21 protein-coding genes are annotated in these 18,752 nt (G+C 71.5%); 9 read left to right on the top strand and 12 right to left on the bottom strand.

All coding sequences use genetic code 11. The features are described 5' to 3' along the window. Positions 1–100: 100 nt before the first annotated feature. The 3 genes from CA984_RS06635 to CA984_RS06645 all read right to left on the bottom strand — a co-directional run bounded on the left by CA984_RS06635 (position 101) and on the right by CA984_RS06645 (position 1,726). Positions 101–373, bottom strand: coding sequence for a hypothetical protein (locus CA984_RS06635; protein WP_133061566.1), 273 nt, complete (start codon positions 371–373; stop codon positions 101–103). Positions 374–614: 241 nt separating this feature from the next. Continuing rightward, positions 615–1,214 carry a TetR/AcrR family transcriptional regulator gene (locus CA984_RS06640; protein WP_086569302.1) on the bottom strand — a complete coding sequence of 200 codons (600 nt, stop codon included), beginning with the start codon at positions 1,212–1,214 and terminating at the stop codon, positions 615–617. Continuing rightward, positions 1,214–1,726, bottom strand: a complete 513-nt coding sequence (locus tag CA984_RS06645) for an SRPBCC domain-containing protein (protein WP_242675783.1) — start codon at positions 1,724–1,726, stop codon at positions 1,214–1,216. Before CA984_RS06645 ends, CA984_RS06640 begins: the two co-directional genes overlap by 1 nt. Positions 1,727–2,022: 296 nt before the next feature. On the opposite strand from CA984_RS06645, the gene CA984_RS06650 reads away from it, so the two are divergent. Next, a complete protein-coding gene (locus tag CA984_RS06650) occupies positions 2,023–2,619 on the top strand; it encodes an HAD-IA family hydrolase (RefSeq protein ID WP_165781135.1) in 597 nt (198 codons plus the stop codon). Positions 2,620–2,885: 266 nt separating this feature from the next. On the opposite strand, the gene CA984_RS06655 is transcribed toward CA984_RS06650, so the two are convergent. Further along, on the bottom strand, positions 2,886–3,251 hold the full coding sequence (locus CA984_RS06655) for an STAS domain-containing protein (protein ID WP_086569308.1): 366 nt from the start codon (positions 3,249–3,251) through the stop codon (positions 2,886–2,888). Positions 3,252–3,420: 169 nt separating this feature from the next. Beyond that, positions 3,421–3,873: an ArsR/SmtB family transcription factor gene (locus CA984_RS06660; protein WP_086569374.1), complete on the bottom strand. Its 453-nt coding sequence runs from the start codon at positions 3,871–3,873 to the stop codon at positions 3,421–3,423. A gap of 162 nt (positions 3,874–4,035) precedes the next feature. On the opposite strand from CA984_RS06660, the gene CA984_RS06665 reads away from it, so the two are divergent. Beyond that, positions 4,036–5,148, top strand: coding sequence for an acetate/propionate family kinase (locus tag CA984_RS06665; RefSeq protein ID WP_086569310.1), 1,113 nt, complete (start codon positions 4,036–4,038; stop codon positions 5,146–5,148). Positions 5,149–5,214: 66 nt separating this feature from the next. Further along, entirely contained in the window at positions 5,215–5,664 is a 450-nt protein-coding gene (locus tag CA984_RS06670; RefSeq protein ID WP_086569312.1) for a DUF6789 family protein, read from the top strand. A 188-nt stretch (positions 5,665–5,852) separates the two neighbouring features. Here the strand turns inward: CA984_RS06670 and CA984_RS06675 are convergent, their stop codons facing one another. Then, positions 5,853–6,182, bottom strand: a complete 330-nt coding sequence (locus CA984_RS06675) for an isoamylase early set domain-containing protein (protein ID WP_108724537.1) — start codon at positions 6,180–6,182, stop codon at positions 5,853–5,855. 377 nt (positions 6,183–6,559) lie between these two features. Here CA984_RS06675 and CA984_RS06680 point away from each other — a divergent pair, with 377 nt between their 5' ends. Beyond that, entirely contained in the window at positions 6,560–7,189 is a 630-nt protein-coding gene (locus CA984_RS06680; protein WP_086569314.1) for a nucleoside/nucleotide kinase family protein, read from the top strand. A gap of 306 nt (positions 7,190–7,495) precedes the next feature. On the opposite strand, the gene CA984_RS06685 is transcribed toward CA984_RS06680, so the two are convergent. The 4 genes from CA984_RS06685 to abc-f form a co-directional block, all read right to left on the bottom strand. Further along, positions 7,496–7,768: a hypothetical protein gene (locus CA984_RS06685; RefSeq protein ID WP_242675784.1), complete on the bottom strand. Its 273-nt coding sequence runs from the start codon at positions 7,766–7,768 to the stop codon at positions 7,496–7,498. Positions 7,769–7,909: 141 nt separating this feature from the next. Next, on the bottom strand, positions 7,910–8,128 hold the full coding sequence (locus tag CA984_RS06690) for a hypothetical protein (RefSeq protein ID WP_086569318.1): 219 nt from the start codon (positions 8,126–8,128) through the stop codon (positions 7,910–7,912). A 116-nt stretch (positions 8,129–8,244) separates the two neighbouring features. After that, positions 8,245–9,153, bottom strand: a complete 909-nt coding sequence (locus CA984_RS06695) for a Vgb family protein (RefSeq protein WP_086569320.1) — start codon at positions 9,151–9,153, stop codon at positions 8,245–8,247. 241 nt (positions 9,154–9,394) lie between these two features. Continuing rightward, positions 9,395–11,005: a ribosomal protection-like ABC-F family protein gene (abc-f, locus tag CA984_RS06700; protein ID WP_086569321.1), complete on the bottom strand. Its 1,611-nt coding sequence runs from the start codon at positions 11,003–11,005 to the stop codon at positions 9,395–9,397. 91 nt (positions 11,006–11,096) lie between these two features. Here abc-f and CA984_RS06705 point away from each other — a divergent pair, with 91 nt between their 5' ends. Then, a complete protein-coding gene (locus CA984_RS06705) occupies positions 11,097–11,759 on the top strand; it encodes a TetR/AcrR family transcriptional regulator (protein ID WP_086569323.1) in 663 nt (220 codons plus the stop codon). A gap of 204 nt (positions 11,760–11,963) precedes the next feature. Here the strand turns inward: CA984_RS06705 and CA984_RS06710 are convergent, their stop codons facing one another. Together CA984_RS06710 and CA984_RS06715 are read right to left on the bottom strand one after the other, a co-directional pair. After that, positions 11,964–12,479: a hypothetical protein gene (locus CA984_RS06710; protein ID WP_133061567.1), complete on the bottom strand. Its 516-nt coding sequence runs from the start codon at positions 12,477–12,479 to the stop codon at positions 11,964–11,966. Positions 12,480–12,683: 204 nt separating this feature from the next. Continuing rightward, positions 12,684–13,880 (bottom strand): NsdA family TPR-like regulatory protein, encoded by a 1,197-nt coding sequence (locus CA984_RS06715; RefSeq protein ID WP_086569328.1) that lies wholly within the window; start codon positions 13,878–13,880, stop codon positions 12,684–12,686. Between the two features lie 798 nt (positions 13,881–14,678). Here CA984_RS06715 and CA984_RS06720 point away from each other — a divergent pair. From CA984_RS06720 to CA984_RS06735, 4 genes are all read left to right on the top strand, one after another. Next, entirely contained in the window at positions 14,679–15,590 is a 912-nt protein-coding gene (locus CA984_RS06720; RefSeq protein WP_207620758.1) for a helix-turn-helix domain-containing protein, read from the top strand. 289 nt (positions 15,591–15,879) lie between these two features. Continuing rightward, positions 15,880–16,716, top strand: a complete 837-nt coding sequence (locus tag CA984_RS06725; protein WP_086569330.1) for an LLM class F420-dependent oxidoreductase — start codon at positions 15,880–15,882, stop codon at positions 16,714–16,716. 142 nt (positions 16,717–16,858) lie between these two features. Beyond that, complete coding sequence (locus CA984_RS06730) at positions 16,859–17,674, top strand: SGNH/GDSL hydrolase family protein (protein ID WP_086569332.1); 816 nt, start codon at positions 16,859–16,861, stop codon at positions 17,672–17,674. A 231-nt stretch (positions 17,675–17,905) separates the two neighbouring features. Beyond that, complete coding sequence (locus CA984_RS06735; RefSeq protein ID WP_086569334.1) at positions 17,906–18,733, top strand: MIP/aquaporin family protein; 828 nt, start codon at positions 17,906–17,908, stop codon at positions 18,731–18,733. Positions 18,734–18,752 lie beyond the last annotated feature (19 nt).

Consider the following 18,752-nt stretch of genomic DNA (forward strand, 5'->3'; position numbering starts at 1 on the left):
CGTTCAGGCCTCGGCCGGCGGTCCGGCCTGTCGTGCTGTGCGCCCGTCCCCGTCCAGGGCTCGGCCGGCGGTCCGAGCCGTCCTGTGCGCCCGACCCCGTCTAGGGCTCGGTCAGCGGGTCCTGCCGCTCGCTGATACGGGTCGCCCACCTGCGGATCTGCGCTCCGTCGAACTGCTGGATCCCGGGAAGCTGCAGCAGGGCCGCCCGCAGGGCCTGGTCCACCTCGTCGACCGGCCCGCCGCCGTGCGAGGCGCTGACACGCTGCAGCACCTGGGTGGTCCGTGCGTCGAACTGCGGCCTCTTCCCGGCGGCGGTGCGCATGGCCACGTCGCGAAGGGCGGCGTTGTCCATGGTGATACGGATGCGAGACATCCTCGATTCCCCCCGAAGAACATAGGTTTCACGGGACCGGTGCCGATAGGCCGTTTCCGACCAGATCAAGGGACTGATCTATGTCCTGACCTGTTAAAACGTGATTCCGGTCCTGAGGGAGTGTCTCACGGCGTCCCATGACGGATCACCAGGGCGCGCCATTCACGGGCCACACGCGGGTCGATGGCCCGGACTGTTTTACCTGTTCGTGGCCGGTGTCGCGGCCGGGACGGACGCCATCTCACCCCCGCGCCTCCGCGCCGGGCCGCTCGACGCCTCCCCGGGGGCGGCGCGCGGTGAAGGCCTGGGCGCCCTCAGCCCAGGTCCGGTCGAGATCGGAGCCTTCCGGGTAACGGCCGTCGAGCTCCAGGATCACCATCCCGTGCGCGAAGGACCACAGCGCCTGGGCCAGGTACGGCTCGCCGGCGGCCAGGAAGAAGGGAGTGCCCGCCCACTCCTCCAGGCCGGGGGCGAGCCGCTGCCGGGGGAGCGGGCCCGAGGTCGTCAGGCGGTAGAGGTTGGGATGGGCGAGGCCGATGCGCCGGTAGGCGCGGAGCACCGCGCCGATCGGCTCCCCGGGGGGAGTCGCGTGGAGGGCCGCGTCGAGCGCCGCGTGGAGGGCCGCCCCGGTCTCGGCGAGCCCCCGCTCCATGAGTGCCGCCTCGACGGCGGCCTTGTCGGAGAAATGCTTGTAGAGGGACGGGGCCCGGATGCCGAGCCGGTCGGCCAGTGCCCGCACGGTGAGCGCGTCACGTCCCTCCTCCTCCAGCAGCACCCGGGCGGCTGACACGATCTCCGCCGCCCGCGGGGTGAGGGGGCTCAGTTCCGGCTCGGTGCTCATCAGGGCATCTTCTCAGCACGGGCCTTCAGCGCCGTGTTCATCGCCGCGAAGTTGTCGGCCACATCCAGGGCGCCGCCTGCCAGCGGTACGAGGGCGCCGGTGAACGTCTCGCCCTGCGTCAGGCGGCTCCGGCCGCCGCCGAGGTCCTCGATGCGGAAGTAGTGCTCGCCGTCCACGATCCCAGGCACGCCGAACCGGCCGATCCAGCGCAGCTCCCGGCCGGGGGTGGCGGCGAGGACCGTGGGGGTGAAGATGGTGATCGAGCCCTGGTCGGAGAGCCGGTTGGTGAGCACCGCGCCGACCCGGGCCTCGCCCACCGCGCTCACGATGAACGGGTTCCACTGCGGATAGGCGCCGAAGTCGGTCAGCACCTGCCACACCCGCTCGGGTGAGGCGTCGATCTCGACCTCCGTGCGGATCTGGTGGGGAGCGATCCGCGTCCAGGCGTAGAGGCCCGCGGGGACCGCGACGAGCAGTGCTACGACGACGAGCAGGATGCGCTTGACCATCATTCCTCCATGGCTAACTTTGTTAGCCAGACTCTAGGCTAACAAAGTTAGCTACGCAAGTGCCCGATGGCGGGAAGGGGGTGCGACTCCGGGGCGACGGCCGGGGCCGGGGTGATGTCCTCGCGGTGACGAGGAGCGAATCCTCGCTTGCGCGCGAACATCAAACGTGTTCGAATGAACTTGACATGCTTTCGAATCGGGAGGGTGGGCGTTGGCGGCGCGAGCGCGGCACCGGACGCCGTGGTCCTCACCGGCCGCCGCCGGCTGTCCGCTCTCCCCGGACCGACCTGGGAGAACACGTGACCGCCTTCCGCCCGACCGATCAGGGAGAGACCGTGACCGGCTGGATGCTGCTGGACTACGGCGAGGTGATCTCCCTGCCCCAGCCGGCCGAGGAGGTGGCCGCCATGGCCGTCCTGGCCGGCCAGGACCCCGGTGTCTTCCGCGACCGCTACTGGCTCCACCGGGATCCCTATGATCGCGGTCAGGCCCCCCACCTGTACTGGAGCAACGTGCTGGGCCGGGACCTGGCCGCCGACGACCCCGTCGTCGCCGGGCTCAACGCGGCCGACGTCGCGAGCTGGTCCCACCTCGCCCCCGCCGGCCTGGACATGCTCCGGGAGCTCTCCGGCCGCCACCGGCTCGCCCTGCTGTCCAACGCCCCAGAGCCGCTGGCGGCGGCCATCGACGGGGCCCCCTGGGCCGCGATGTTCGCGCATCGCTTCTACAGCTGCCGTCTGGCCCTCGCCAAGCCCGACGCCGCCATCTTCGAAAGGGTTCTCCGCGGCCTCGACGCGGACCCCGGCCAGGTCACCTTCCTCGACGACAGGGCCGTCAACGTCCACGCCGCGGCGGCGCTCGGGATCAACGCTGTTCTCTACCGCGCCCAGCCGTAACCCGCCGGTGCGGTGAGGCGGCCGTCACGGAGGTGCGCTGAGGCGGCCGTCACGGAGGTGCGGTGAAGTCGGCCGGAACGCGTGGCGGCGTGTGCGGTGTGGGCGCCACGGCGGGGAGGTGTGCGGCGGCGTCGGTATGGGTGCCGGGACAAGCGTGGCGGTGCTGGTATGCGTGACGGGGATATGTGTGGCGGTGCCTGGCATGTGTGGCGGAAAGGGGCGGAAGTGGGCGGGCCCGCTGTCCCGGCGCGGCCGGGTAGGGCCGGTCAGGGGGCCGAGACGCTTCTCATGGAGGCCTGACGCAGGGACTCGCTCACATCCGCGTCGATGGGGAAGGCCTCGCCCAGCCGGGTCAGCTCCAGCAGCCGGCCGAGGAACCCGTGGACGCCGGCCAGGCGGAGCCAGCCGTTCTGCTCGTAGGTGCGGCGCATCGTCGTCAGCAGCGCCCAGACGCCGGTGGAATCGCAGAACTCCAGGCCCGCCGTGTCGATGATGATCCGGACATGTCCTTGCGTCAGCAGCTCCGCGAGTGCCTCCTCGAACTGTGGGGTCGATAGTTTGTCAAGATCACCGACGAGTGACACCACAGAGAACTGTGGATGGTCGCTCACCGTGACGGAAAGTCGAGTCATGATGCCCCGCTGTCCACGGCTGTTGGAGACAGCGCCCTCATAGGGAGCCGCGCAAAGACGGAAACCACTATCACTACGGTACGCCGGTGTCTCAGGACAGTTCAACGGGTCGGCGGGGGCACCCGCGACCAGGAGGTCCGGGGCCCGGGCGACGGCACTCGCGGGCAGGTCAGCGCCCACCGGCCGTCTCTTCGGAGGGCGCCGCCCCGGTGCGACCTCCGGTACGGCCCGTGGTCTCCGGGGTGTCCGGGGCGTCGGCGTGGCCCGCGTCGGCAGGGGAGTCCGTGCCGCCTCTCATGCGGCGTTCGCGCTTTCCCCGTGCGAGCTCGGTGCCGAGGGCGTCCAGCCTCTGGGTCCAGAACCGGCGGTAGCGCTCCAGCCAGACGTCGACCTCCCGCAGGGGGGCGGGATCGACGGAGTACAGGCGCCGGGTGCCTTCGGCCCGGACCGTCGCGAACCCGTTGTCGCGCAGCACGCGCAGGTGCTGCGACACTCCCGGCTGGGAGATCCCGAACTCCTCCTGCACGACGGCGCCGAGCTCACCGGCGGAGCGCTCGCCGTCGGCGAGCAGCTCCAGGAGCCGGCGGCGTACCGGATCGCCGAGAACGTCGAAGGCGTGCATGGACGCCATTGTATGAGTGTGTGCTTATATAGATCAATTCCTGGAGCGCGCCGGTCACGCACGTCTCGCGCGCCGCCCCTCGTCGCGGGAGATGTGCGGCCCTCCGGCAGACCCGAGCGGGACGGATCGTTTGCCCCACGCCACCGGGGGCACCCGGAAACCATGGGAACCACCGATCCGGCGGTGCTCACCGTCAACGCGGGATCATCGAGCCTCCAGCTCCACCTCGTCCGGAACGGGCGGGTCCTGCGCGCCGAACAGAGCGAGAAAAGCCCTGATCCGGCCGGCGTCGAACGGACGCTGTCGGACTTCCTCGACGCCGCGCCCGGGTGCGAGGTCGTGGCGGCCGGTCACCGGCTCGTGCACGGCGGCGACGCCGTACGGCAGCCGACGGTCGTCGACGACGACGTGCTGGCCGCGGTGCGCGAGCGCGCCGACCTCGCCCCGCTGCACGTGCCGCCCGCGCTCGCGCTCGTCGAGGCCTGCCGACGACGGCTGCCCGAGATCCCGCACGTGCTCTGCCCGGACACCGCCTTCCACGCCGGACTGCCCGAGCGGGCCTCGACCTACGCGCTGCCGCCGGAGTGGAGGAGCCGGTACGGCCTGCGCCGCTACGGCTTCCACGGGCTGTCCTACGCATGGACGCTGCGGCGGGCGGCGGAGCTGCTGGGACGGCCCGCCGGGTCCCTGCACCTCGTCCTCACCCATCTCGGCGGAGGCTCATCGGTGTGCGCGGTCCGGGAGGGCCGCAGCGTGGACACCTCGATGGGGTTCACCCCGCTTGAGGGGGTCCCGATGAGCAAACGGTCGGGCAGTGTCGACCCCGGCATGCTGCTCTGGCTCCTGTCCGGTTCCCGGCTCTCCCTGGAGGAACTGCGCGACGGCCTGGAGCACCGGTCCGGGCTGCTCGGGCTGTCGGACGGCAGGTCCGGTGATACCAGGGACCTGGTGAGCGCGGACGACCACGCCTCGGCCCTGGCGCTGGAGGTGTTCGTCCACCGGGTGAGCCGGGAGATCGCCGCCGCCGCGACGAGCCTGGACCGGCTGGACGCGCTGGTGTTCACCGGGGAGATCGGCTGGGACCAGCCGGAGATCCGTGAGGCCGTCTGCCGCAGGCTCGGGCTTCTCGGCGTCGAGCCGCCCGCGCACGCCGATCCTGAGGCCGACGGGGCCGTGAGCCGGCCGGACGCCGCCGTGCCCGTGCTGGTGGTGCGGCCGCGTGAGGAGTTGCAGCTGGCCCGCGACACTCTTGGCGCGCTCGGCGACATCCCGTAGCTCGGCGGCATCCCGTAGATGTATCCGCACAATCGGGTAGGAGAACCCATATAAGGGGGAGAGATCGTGACATGTGACCTCGTGAACGGGGCCGTCGGCGGGGTGCTCGCCACCGCGGCGATGAGCGTGGTGATGCTCGCCGGTGACCGGATGGGTCTGATGCCGGACCAGCCGCCCAAGCGGATCGCCCGCGCGGTCCTCCCCGGCCACCGGCACCGGCCCAAGTCCGGTGAGAAGATGCTGGGCGCGGTCACTCACTTCGGCTTCGGGGCGGCCTGCGGCGCCCTCTACGCCCTGGTCCGGGGGCGGCGGCGCACGCCGATCCTCCTGGGCGCCGGCTACGGGCTGGCCATCTGGTTGGTCAGCTACCAGGGCTGGGTGCCGCGTCTGGGCATCCTGCCGCCGATCTCCGGTGACCGGCCGGGGCGTCCCGCGGTGATGGCCGCCGGCCACGTCGTGTACGGAACCGTGCTGGTCCTGGCGGTGAACCGCCTCGGCGGTGCCGCCGAGGAGTGAGGACCGCCGGTCCGCTCGGCCGAGAGATCCTTGCCGGCCTCCGTCAGGGCCGCGGGCGCGGCGCCGGGCGGGAGGGGCCGCGCGGGACAGGAGAGGGGGGAGGCCGCCCCGGCGAATGGCGATCGTGGAGACGGCGGAACTCTGTCCTGTGACGCGGCCCGCAGTGCTGCGAGCGGTCGTGGTGCTCTTTACATGACGGGTGACGGAATGCCCCCGCCCGCCAGGTCCTGCCGGAGCACCGGGTTGATGCGCCCGCCGTGCTCGTCGTGGTGGTCGGCGTCTGCGTCGTCGAACCACACGCCGCCGTCCGCCAGGTAGCGGAAGCGGATGGGCTGCTGCGACGGGACGGTGAGGCTCACCTGGTAGGTGCCGTTGTCCTTGCGCTGCATGGGGTGGGCGTAGGGGTCCCAGTCGTTGAAGTCGCCGACCAGCGAGATCCCGCCCAGGGGCTGGTCGGCCGGCACGGTGAAGGTGAGTTTGACCTGGCCGTTCTTGGTGGGTTTACCACGTTTGATCATCGAAGTTCTCCTGACATCACTGTCTTCATGGGTGGCCTGCCGTGATCGTGGTGACGGTAAGACGCGAAGGTCACGCCGGCCTCCCGCCCGTGTGTCCTTCAGGACGTGCACGATCGGAAGACCGGCGCTCAGTCACGGTCAAGCCGGTACGATCCACATGGATCGTTACCGCAAGTGACCGCACGGCAACACGGTGCGCCAACTTTTGGGCGGGATAACGTCCGACTTTGACTAGATCAAGATGATTAAGCGGCCCACGAGCCATGGAAAGGCCGTTTCTCCCCTTCTACCCCCCGCGTGGGACCGGGTAAGGGAGACCTCCGCACCCGCCGGTCCGGGAACGCGCGCGTGCCGGCGCGCCGGTGAAGGATGGCTCTATGGACATACGGCCCATCTCACCGTCGTTGCTGGTCGAGGAGCTCGCCGACCGGGTGGCCTCGGCGGTTCCGGACTCCTGGGTGCGGGTGGCGCTCGACGGTGCTCCCGCGGCGGAGCCGGGGCGGCTCGCCGACGCCCTGGTGGACCCGCTCCGGCTCCGCGGCCGTGAGGTTCTCCGGGTGTCCTCCGGTGACTTCCTGCGTCCGGCGTCGCTGCGCTTCGAGTACGGCCGGACCGATCCGGACGCCTTCTACACCGACTGGATCGACTACGGAGCGCTGACACGCGAGGTGCTCGGCCCGCTCGACCCCGGCCACTCGGGGAAGGTCCTGCCCACGCTCTGGGACAGCGCCGTCGACAGGGCCACTCGCGCGCCCTACGTCACCGTGCCGCGCGGCGGGGTGCTCCTGCTGGACGGGGCCCTGCTGCTGGGGCAGGGGTTGCCGTTCGACCTTGCCGTGCATCTGTGGCTGTCGCCGGGCGCGCTCAGCCGGCGGACCGCCGGGGAGTGGCGGTGGACGTTGCCCGCCTACGCCCGGTACGAGCGGGAGATCGGGCCGGTCGACGTCGCCGACGTCGTCGTCCGCGTCGACGACCCGAGGCATCCGGCCATCGTCAGGCGGCCGTGAGGCCGCACCCGCCCGCCGCGGACCGGCGTCTCTCGGAACGGTCTCGGACCGGCGTCTCGCGCCCCGTTTCACCGGGCCGGCGTCCCCCGCGCCGTTTCACCGGGCCGGTGTCCTTTGTGACGTTTCACCGGGCCGGCGTCCCCCGGAACGCCTCGGGCCGGCGTCTCCCGCGCCGTTTCACCGGGCCGGTGTCCTTTGTGACGTCTCATCGGACCGGCGTCCCCCGTGACGCCTCACCTGCCGCGGGCGGGCCGCGTCCCCATGGACACGGCCCGCCCGAACTCGCCTGCTCGCCTGTTCGCCTGGCTAGACCCCGGCACGCGAGGGCATCCTGCCCTCGGTGTAGGTCTCCTCGAACGTCCCCCCGCTCATCGCCCGGGAGTCGGCGTGTGTCTCCTCGATCCGCAGAGCGATGCCCACAGCGAAGAAGGTCGGCGCCCACTGGCCGATGAAGATCCCCCACCGGTCAGCCCTGTCGGTCCCGGCCTTCTCCATCGTCTGCGAGGTCAGCCATGACGCGAACGACAGGCCGATGGAGGCGACCCCGGCCGCGTACATCGTGCCGGACCGTATGCCCATCTTATGAAGCATGTTGATCATTTCGTCCCCCTGATGAGTGTTCGTTCTTATCGTTACCCTTTGGGCTGTTGTGTAATCGGACGTCCGAAAATGCGGATCGGTGCGTCGCGCCCGGACGGGCAACGCCAGGGGGATCGGGGGCTACGTGTCCGGGCCGCCTACCTGCTGGAGCAGCGCCTGGCGCCGTCCCTCCAGCTCGTCGGCCAAGGCCTCCTGCTGGTCGGCCATAGTGATCAACGTCGACCGCTCGGCGGCATCCGTCGGACCGATCTCGCCGACCTGCCTGCGCAGCTCGGCGGCCTCGCCCCGCAGCCTCGCCAGCTCCTTTTCAACCTGGTGGAGTTCCTCTTGAATGCTCATCCGGTGTCCATACCCCCGCCGTGAGCCCCGACTCCAGAGCCCCCGGCCCCGGCGTGGTCGGCGCCGCCGGCCGGGAGGCGCGTCCCGGAGACGAGGGCGGTCAGCACGGCCGGTTCTCAGCGCGGGCCGGAAGGGGTGAGCCGGGCGAGGGCGCCGATCTCGAGTGCCACCCACAGCGTGCCGTCCGGCCCGGCGACGATGCCGTGCGGCTCCGACGCCGGGGTCGGCAGCCCGTACCCGTCGATCCGGCCGCCGGGGGTGATCCGCCCGACGCGGTTGGCGCCCCATTCGGTGAACCAGCAGTCGCCGTGCCCGTCGACGGCGATGGCGTGGGGACGCGCCCCGCGGTCGGGGAGCGGGAACTCGTCGATCCGGCCGTCGGGGGTGATCCGCCCGATCTGGCCGGCGCCGATCTCGACGAACCACATCGCGCCGTCGGCTCCGGCGGTGATGCCCACGGGGGCGGCGCCGGCGGTCGGCAGCGGGTGGACCGTCACGTCGCCGTCCAGGCCGATCCGGCCGATCGCGTCCGCCTGGTTCAAGGTGAACCACAGCCCGTCGTCGGGGCCGGCGGCGATCGCGGACGGGTACGCCCCCGGTACCGGGAGCGGGAACTCGGTGACCTCGCCGCCGGTCGTGATCCGGCCGATCCGGCCGGCGTTGGTCTCGGTGAACCACATCGCGCCGTCGGCTCCCGCCGCGATCCCGAAGGGCCCGGCGTCCGGCGACGGCAGCGCGAACGAGCCGATCTCCCCGGCCGTGGTGATCCGGCCGATCCGGTGGCTCCGGTACTCGGTGAACCACAGGGCGCCGTCGGGGCCGGAGGTGATGACCGTCGGCCCGCACGAGGCCGGATCGAGCCGGTAGGAGGTGAGCTCCCCGCCGAGGGTCATCCGGCCGATCCGGCCGTGGTGGACCATCGTGAACCACAGGGCGCCGTCCGGTCCGGCCGTGATCCCGTACGGCCCGGCGTCCCGGCCGGACACGGGGAGCTCTTCGATCGACACGGTCAGGTCGGGTGACATGGATTCTCCTTCGACCCGGTCCCGGGGACCGAGCTTGTCTGTGATGGATCGGGTTCGGTCCCGGGGGCTGGGGTTGTCTGTGATGGATTCGGCCCGGTCCCGGAGGCCGGGGTTGTCTGTGATGGATCGGGTTCGGTCCCGAAGGCTGGGGTTGTCTGTGACGGATTCGGCCCGGTTCCGGGGGCCGGGGTCGCCTGCGACGGACGTGCCGGGCGCGTCGGCCGGTGGGCCCGCCGGGACGTCAGGCCGGTCGGCCGTCACGCATCTCGATCTCGGTCCCGGTGAACCGGCCGCGCAGCGCCCGGTCGTGGGAGACCACGACGAGGGCGCCCCGGTAGGCGGCGAGAGCCTCCTCCAACTCCTCCACGAGGGTGAGCGAGAGGTGGTTGGTCGGCTCGTCGAGCAGCAGCAGATCGGCCTCGCCGGTGAGCAGCCTGGCCAGGGCGAGCCGCCGCCGCTGACCGACCGACAGCGCCCCGACCGGTGTCCCGAGGCTGTCGGGCCGGAACAGGCCCATCGACAGCAGCCTCGCGCGGTGCTCCTCGGGATGGCCCGGCCGGCCCTCGGCGAACGCGTCGAGGACGCTCCGCCCGGGCCGGCCCCACTGCGACTCCTGCGGCAGGTACCCGATCCGCCCCCGATGCCGTACGGTCCCGCTGTCGGGTCCGAGTTCACCGGCGAGGACGCGCAGGAGGGTGGACTTGCCCGCGCCGTTGGGGCCGTGGACCAGCAGCCGCTGTCCCGGCTCGACGGTGAAGGAGTCCACGGCGAGCCGGTCTCCCACGCGTACGGCCCGCAGCTCGGCGACCGGCCCGTCGGCCGTGCCGCGCCGGAAGAGGCCACTGAACCGCAGGGGCTCCGGCGGCCGGGGCACCGGGTCGTCCTGGAGCCGGCGCAGACGCTCCTGCGCCTGGCGGACCCGGCCCGCGACCGAGCTCTGCACCCGGCCCCCGTGGCGGTCGTAGGCCATCTTGTTGCCGTCCTTGATGTCCCGGCCGTGCGCGACGCGGTGCGCCGTGGTCGCCGCGAAGGTCTCCAGCCGCCTGATCTCCTCGCACCAGTCGGCGTAGGCCTGCTCCCACCGCCGCCGGGCCGCCGCCTGCTCGGCCAGGAACCCGCTGTAGCCGCCGCCGAACCGGGTGATCCCGCCGCCTTCGACCTCCAGGATCGAGGTGGCCACCCGGTCGAGGAAGACGCGGTCGTGCGACACCGCGACCACCGTGCCCCGGTGTGCCCGCAGGTGCTCCTCCAGCCAGGCCGTCGACGCCCCGTCGAGGTGGTTGGTCGGCTCGTCGAGCAACAGGATCTCCGGGGAGGCCGCCAGGAGGCAGGCCAGGCCGAGCCGGGCCTGCTCGCCGCCGGACAGGCTGCCCAGCGGGCGGTCGCGGCCGACGTGCCCGAGCCCGAGACCGTGCAGCGCCTTGTCCACGCGGGCGTCCGCCTCGTAGCCGCCGCGCGCCTCGTACGCGCTCAGCAGGTCGCCGTATTCGGCCAGCCGGTCCTCGGTGAGGTCGTCCTCCAGGGTCCGCAGCCGCCGTTCCATGGCGCGGAGCTCCGCGAGCGCGGCGTCGACGGCGTGCTGGACGGTCTGGTCGGCGGCCAGGCCGACGGTCTGGCCGAGATGGCCGATCCCGCCGCCGGCGGAGACGGTGACCTCGCCGTCGTCCGCCGTCTCGATGCCGGCGATCAGCCGCAGCAGGGTGGACTTGCCCGAGCCGTTCTCCCCGACGATCCCGGCGCGCTCACCGGGCCGGACGGTGAAGGAGACGTGGTCAAGAACCGGCTGGTCGCCGTACGCCTTGGAGACTCCCCGCAGAGTGAGCTGAGTAGACAGAACAGGCCTCCGAAACACGATGTGGACAGGTCGTCGCGGTGTTCGGTGAAAGGCTCATGGCTGCTGCGCTCCCTTGATCTCTACCTTAACGCTACTGAGTTGCATTAAGATGGAGTATGCCCGATGTGTCGGAACTCATGCAAGCGGAGGTGTCGTGACTTCCACCGGGAACGTGCGGCCCGGCGGGCGCACCGCGCGGGTGCGCGAGGCCGTACGCGAGGCCACCCTCGCCGAGCTGGCGGACAAGGGATACGAGGGGCTGACCGTGGAGGGTGTGGCCCTGCGGTCCGGCGTGCACAAGACCACGGTCTATCGGCGCTGGGGCAGCGTGGAGGGGCTCGCCGCCGACGCGCTCGACCTGGCCGGCGGCGAGCCGTGGCCGATCCCCGACACCGGCACGATCGAAGGAGACCTGCGGGAGCTCGCCCGCCTGGTGCTGACCGGGTTCGCCGACCCCGAGGCGGGGCCGGTCTCGACCGCGTTCATCTCGGCCTCCGGGCGGAACCCGGTCGTCGCCGGAGCGCTGCACGCGTTCTTCGCCGCCCGCCACGAGCAGTCGGCCGTGCTCGTCACCCGGGCGATCGAGCGCGGCGAGCTGCCCGAGGGCACCGACGCCGCCGACGTGGTCCGGACCGCCGTCGCGCCGCTGTACTACCGGCTGTTCGTCAGCGGCGAGCCGGTGGACACGGCGGTCGCCGACCGCGCCGCCGCCTCGGCCCTGGCCGCCGCCCGCGCGGGGGTGTTCCGCGCGGCCGGCCCGGAGAGCGCGTGACCGCGCCTGCCCCGGCGGGGGCGTTGGCCTCCGGGCCGCCGGCGGCGACCGTCAGGTAGGTCTCGTCGCTCGCCGGCTCCGGCGCGCTGAAGGTCGCGCCCGAGACGCTCGCGACATGGGCCCGCCGATACGGCGCTCCAGGGTCATGTGGCCACTTCCCGCTCTGAGCCGGCAGTTCGTCGATCCGCTTGATCCCCGCCCCCTTCACCGCGCCCAACCGCGAGTTCCACTTCTCGATCTATCGGCACCGCCCGGACGAGCACCTGTACGGCGCTGGTAGGAGCGGGTGCAGAGGGCGAGTGAGAGGCCCAGGCCGGCGAAGGCGAGTCCGCCCACGTAGCCGACCCAAGGGGACCAGCCTTCGGCGTCGCCGACCGTGAAGCCGACGGCCGAGGCGATCAAGGTGGCGAATCCGTAGGGAGTGAGGGCCAGCGCGCCCGCCCAGCCCGGGACGAGCAGCGCCCAGCGCGGCAGCCGCTCGCCCCAGGGCCGGGCCAGCGCCGCCAGCAGCAACACCCCGCCGAGGGCGCCCAGCACGGTGAAGTCGATCCCGTGCCGCTCCATCCACACCAGCGCCTCGGGCGCGCCGTTGGCGCGCATCCCGGTGGCGAGATCACCGGCCGGCCGGCCGGCGTTCCCGCCGAACGCCCAGTAGGTCTTCATCAGGATGTACGGAGCCAGCGCGGCGATTCCGAGCCACACAGCCTTGAGGGACTTCATCGAGGTCATGCTGCCGAGCCTGGAACAACCCCGGGTCCGGAACCTCCCCCCGGGAGGCCAACCGGCTCCCCCACAAGGGGGATCGACAACGGCCGTCCGGTGCGCGACGGCGACGGTGGGGAGACCTTCGCCGCCCCCCGAACGGATCCGGTCCCCCCGCCGTCACGAGGGCGACGGGACGTGGCCCGGCGTCGGCGCCGGCGGCTAATGCGCGTGCGACCACCGGTGGAGGTCGTCGCGGATGAGGCGGAGCTCCTCCATGGCGCGGCTCGCGCCGGTCTGCCGCGACAGCGTCAGAGCCTGGCGGGCGATACCGGCCGAGCGCTCGCTCTCGTGCGCGTCGGCGTAGGCGTGGGCGAGACGGGCCAGGTTGTAGGCCGTGAGGTAGTTCGACGGAGCCGCCGAGAGGTCCCGCTCCAGGATCTCGATAGCGTCGGCGGGATGGTGGAGCTGGATGAGGCATCCGGCGGCCAGGGCGTTGTGGAGCCAGGCGGGATAGTCGAACACGATGGGCGTGTCGTCCTTCGAGCCCTCCCGGGGCGCCTCCGCGGACTCCTCCAGGCGGCGGTGGCACATGTCCTCCGCTCCGGCGAGGGCGTGGCCCTGGGCCTCGTGCCGGCGGGCCATCGCCTCCAGCGGCGGCGGGGAGAGGACGTGTTCGCGGGCGGCGACGGCGAGGCCTATCACCTGCTCGGGGTTGCTCCGGTTGTCCTGAAGGCCGGCCCGGCGGGCAAGGGCGTACGCCACGAGCCGTTCGTCGCCCGCCTGGTGCGCGGCCAGCAGGGCCCGGTCCGACCAGGCCAGCGCCTCGTCGAGGTCGCCGGTCTCGTAGTGCATGCGGCTGATCAGCTCGGCGTCCTGGGCGCTGATCCGGAGCAGCGCCCGATGGATGCCCGACCTGGAGTCACGGCGCAGTCCGTCGATCACGGTGAAGACGGGAGACAGGGCGTCGATCGTGCGGGCCGGACGGAGATCCGGCCGTGAGTAGGCCCGCAGGACGGTCTCGAAGTAGGCGGCGGTCCGGTCGTCGGCCCGCTTGGGGTCTTCGATCGCCCGGCCGGTGCGCTCCTCCTCCTCGGCGGAGAACATCCCCGCCATCAGCGGGATGCCGGTCAGATGGTGCCAGAGCGTCGTACCGGCCGCCTCGCCGCTGAACAGCTCCGCCTCGTTCATGTCGAACGCCCGGCAGAACAGCTCGGAGTACAGCTCGTCGGGCCGCTGTTCCCCGGCCTCCCAGGAGCGGACCATCTCCGAGAGCTTCTCCCGCGGGGGCAGGCGGTCACGGGTCGTCTCGTCCGCGGCCTCGGTCAGCTGCTCGCCGAGGTCCTTCCGGCTCCACAGGCGGCCGCGCCGCCAGGCGCGCAGGCGGGCGGCCCAGGTCGGAATGTCGATGGCAGCCATCGGTGCATCCTCTCGACAGACGGGCGGGAAGAGACATTCCACCCACTCAGGGACATCCGCTCCCATTCTCCCCTGTCGGCTGCTCGCCGTTCTCATAAGAATGCTAAAAACTCAGGCGACGGCCTTGACGCGTGATCGGGGTTCGGGCATCACCGGCGCTGATCGCCTCCCGCGGGCCGAAGAGGGCCCCGCCCGCCCCGTGCGGGCGGGTCCCGGTCGCCGGTGCGCGAGCGACGGGCGGGGCGTCCCTTCTCCGGAGGCGCCGCCCGTCAGGGGGTGCGCGGGCCGGGAAAGGGGAATCCCGACTGTTCCCCGACCGGCCGAGGGGGCCCGCCTGTCCGGGCCCGGCGGTCACGATGTCATGCGGGGGGATCCTCCTGCTCGGACGGGTTTCCCAGGGGCCCTCGGCCGGTTGCGATGTGCCGCGTCGTCCGGCGGCAGGGCGCCCATGACCATCGAAAATGACAGCCAGTTTTTTCACATGTCAGAGAACTTTATGTATTTCATACTTTTTCATGGATGGATCTGCTTGAATTCGACCGCGGGAGTCTCCGGAGTTTCCCGGTGCGGGGATCTCCGTGCCGATGCCTGCCGGTGGAGGGTGCGGGCCGACGGAAGGGTGCACGCCCCACCGGGCGGGCGTTCTGTCTAAGGCGGGCAAGTTGTCTTAAAGGACCGTTTTTACGCTGCGTGTATGGGAAGTAAGCGCTCGATACATGCGTCAGAATATGGTTGTCCGATTCTCATTGAAAAAAGCGGAACGGTCGCACCGTCCGGGTGGCACGACGGGGAGTGATCATGAGCACGGAGCACCTCGAAAGCAGCGTGGCGCCCGGTGGTGTCCTGGCCGGGGCCGGTGGCGGTCCCACGATCCTGCGGATCCTGCTGGGCGCCCAGTTGAGGCGGTTGCGCACGGCCAGGGGAGTCTCCCGGGAGGACGCCGGCTACGCCATCCGCGCCTCCCATGCCAAGATCAGCCGCATGGAGCTGGGACGGGTCGGCTTCAAGGAGCGCGACGTCGCCGACCTGCTGACGCTGTACGGGGTGACCGACCCCGGCGACAGGTCGCCGCTGCTCGCCCTGGCCCGTCAGGCCAACGCTCCGGGCTGGTGGCACAAGTACGGCGACCTGCTCCCCAGCTGGTTCGAGGTCTATGTGGGCCTTGAGGAGGCCGCCTCGATCGTGCGGACCTACGAGGTGCAGTTCGTCCCCGGCCTCCTGCAGAGTCCGGAGTACGCCCGGGCGGTCATCATGCTCGTGCACAGTGCCGCCTCCGCGGAGGAGGTCGATCGCCGTGTCGCCCTCCGCATGATCCGGCAGGAGCGTCTGACCCGGTCCGACGCGAGGACGCTCTGGGCCGTGATGGACGAGGCCGTGCTGCGGCGCCCCATCGGCGGGCCCCAGGTGCTGCGCGCGCAGATCGACCACCTGCTGAAGGCCACCGAGATGCCCAACGTGAGGCTGCAGATCATGCCGTTCCACCGCGGCGGCCACGCGGCGGCCGGCGGCCCGTTCTCCATCCTGCGCTTCCCCGAGCGGGACCTGCCCGACGTGGTCTACCTGGAGCAGCTCACCAGCGCGCTCTACGTCGACAAACTTGAGGAGACCGACCACTACATGCAGGTCATGGACCGCCTGTGCGTCCAGGCCTACTCCGTCGCGGACAGCAGGAGGTTCCTCCGCGACCTGCGTGCGGAACTGCCGGGCTGACATCCGGCCGACGCCGCCCGGGGGGTCGGCTCGACGGCTCCGGCCGCCATGCGGTCCATCGGCGCGAGCGTCATCGGGGAGACCGGACCCGCGTCACCGTCCGCTTGACGTCGGGCCGGCCCGAGGTCCCGGTTCTGCTCGCCGGGGTGCCGGACGACCTCCTGACGTGGCCGCTCGCCGGGGTGCCGGACGACCTCCTGACGTGGCCGCTCGCCGGCAGGTCCCCCTCGTGGGAGAGGCGTCCGAGTGTCGTCCGGGGTGTGCGGCCATGCCGGGATAGCTTGGGGCGATGGACTCTGGCTTTGGGTACTTCGCGACACATGACGCGGTCGATCCCGCCCGGATCGCCCAGGTGATCGAGCAGCGTGGTCACGCGATGCTGCTCTTCAGCGAGCACACCCACATCCCGGCGGGCCCGCCGCCCACGCGGCCCGAGGGCGGCGCGCTGCCCCGCAAGTACTGGCACACCTACGACCCGTTCGTGGCGTGCACCGCCGCCGGCCTGGCCACGACGCGGCTGCGCGTGGGGACCGGCGTCTGCCTGGTCCCCCAGCACCACCCGATCGCTCTCGCGAAGTCGGTGGCGAGCGTCGACGCCCTCACCGGCGGGCGGTTCGTCTTCGGCGTGGGGGCGGGCTGGCTCGAACCCGAGATCCGCAACCATGGGGTCGACCCGGCGCGCCGGTTCGCGGTGATGAAGGAGCACATCCAGGCGGCGCAGCGGATCTGGACCCGCGACGAGGCCGACTACCACGGCGAGTTCGTGTCGTTCGACCCGATCTGGTCATGGCCCAAGCCGGCCCAGCGGCCCTACCCGCCGGTGCTGGTCGGCGGCACCGGACCCCGGGTGTTCGACCGCGTGCTGTCCTACGGCGACGGCTGGTTGCCGAACTACGGGCCCGGCGTCCTGGAGCGCGTGCGGGAGCTGTTCCAGCGCGCCGCGGAGGAGGGCAGACCGGTGCGGGTGGTGATGATGTCGGTGCCCTCGGACCCCGCGGTGCTGGAGGAGTGCGAGAAGGCGGGGGTGGACGTCGTGCTGCCGTGGCTGCCCTCGGCGGGTCTGGGCCGCCTCGAACGCGAGATGGACGCCTTCGAGACGGCGCTCGCGGAGATGCGAGGGGAATGATCCCGGCCGCGCCTTCCGGGTGCGACCGGAGACCTTCCTTACCGATGAGTCATTAACCTGTAATGCACGCTTGTAAATACGGCGGAACGGGCCGACATTCTTGAACAACGGAGCCGCTCGGGGGAGAGCCCAGGAGGTCAGTTTGAACGTCCCCCGCCGGATCCTCGCCCTCATCGCAGCGGTGACCCTCACGTCCGCCCCGACGACGGCCGTGGCGGACGCCTCGGCGGTCCCCGGCACCATGGCCGCGATGGGCGACTCCATCACCCGTGGTTTCAACGCCTGCGGCTTCTACCTCGACTGCCCCTCCCGGTCCTGGTCGACCGGGTCCGACGCGGCGGTCGACAGCCACTACCGGCGTCTGCTGGCCGACAACCCCTCCCTCGCCGTCCACAACGACGGCCGGTCGGGCGCCAAGGTCGCCGACATGGCCGGTCAGGCGCAGCAGGCGGTCTCCCAGGGAGCCGACTACGTCACGATCCTGATCGGGGCCAACGACGCCTGCGCGTCGTCGGAGGCGGGGATGACCTCGGTGGCCGACTTCGAGGCCAGGTTCCGTACGGCGGTGCGGACGCTCACCACCGGCCTGCCCGATGCGGGGATCTTCGTCTCCAGCATTCCCGACGTCAAGCGGCTCTGGGAGGTCGGCAAGGACAGCTCCTCCGCGCGCACCGCGTGGTCCACCCTCGGCATCTGCCAGTCGATGCTGGCCAGACCACGCTCCACCGACCAGGCCGACATCGACAGGCGCGATCGGGTGCGCGGGCGCGTGGCCGACTTCAACGCGGTGCTGGCCCGGGTCTGCGCCGAGCAGATCACCTGCCGGTACGACGGAGGAGCCGTCTTCGGCCACCCGTTCACGCTGTCCCAGCTGAGCCGCTGGGACTACTTCCACCCCAACGCCTCCGGCCAGCGGCTCCTCGCCGAGATCACCTATACGGCCGGTGCCGTTCTGTAGGGCCACGCGGTACGGCTCGCCGGCACCGCTGTCGACTCTAACCTCTGACCGGTGTCCGAAATTGTCGTCAACTTGCCGTTGACCTTGCCCCCTTTCGGGCCTAGCGTCCCGAGCAGCCGGGAGGATCGCCTCTTCGAGAGGGATTCCTCCACGGCCGTCCGGTGGTATTCCGGTCCCGCCCGGAGAGCGGGCGCGGGCTTGTGACGCAACGCGGCACCGTGAGGAGAGCACATGGCGGAACGGCTGAAAGCCCGGGGACTGCTCGGTGAGATGGCCGCCGAGTTCGTGGGGACCATGATCCTGATCCTGTTCGGGGTGGGGGTCGTCGCCCAGGTCGCCGCGGCCGGCATCGGCGACCACGACAGCATCGCGTGGGCGTGGGGGCTCGGGGTCACCCTGGGCGTCTACGTGGCGGCCCGCATCAGCGGCGCGCATCTCAACCCGGCCGTCACGGTCGCGCTCGCGGTCTTCAAGGGGTTCTCCTGGCGCAAGGTGCTGCCGTACTCCCTGGCGCAGACCGCGGGCGCGTTCGTCGCCGCGCTCATCGTGCGGTGGAACTACGCGGAGGTGCTCGCCAAGGCCGACCCCGGTCACACGATCAAGACCCAGGGGGTCTTCTCCACCCTGCCAGGCAACGGCACCCTGCCCGTCGGCACGTGGGGCGCGTTCCGCGACCAGGTGATCGGCACCGCGATCCTGCTCCTGCTCATCCTCGCCGTCTCCGACGTGCGCAACTCGCCGCCCGCGGCGAACCTCGCCCCCTTCGTGGTCGGACTGGTCGTCGTGGCGATCGGCATGGCCTGGGGCACCAACGCGGGCTACGCCATCAACCCGGCGCGTGACTTCGGGCCCCGGCTCGCCTCGTTCCTCACCGGCTACGGGACGGCCTGGCGCGATCAGTACGGCCAGCTCTACTTCTGGGTGCCTATCGTGGCACCTGTGATCGGCGGACTGATCGGCGCGGGCCTCTACCAGGTCGTGGTTGCCCGTTTCCTGCCGCCCGGAACCGGGCCCGAGGTGGGCCGGGTGCCGTCACCGGCCGACTACGAGACCGCCTGACAACCGCCGCCCCAAGCCG

Origin of the sequence: Streptosporangium minutum (genome assembly GCF_002149035.1) — a bacterium.
In the GTDB taxonomy this organism is placed as follows: Bacteria; Actinomycetota; Actinomycetes; order Streptosporangiales; family Streptosporangiaceae; genus Streptosporangium; species Streptosporangium minutum.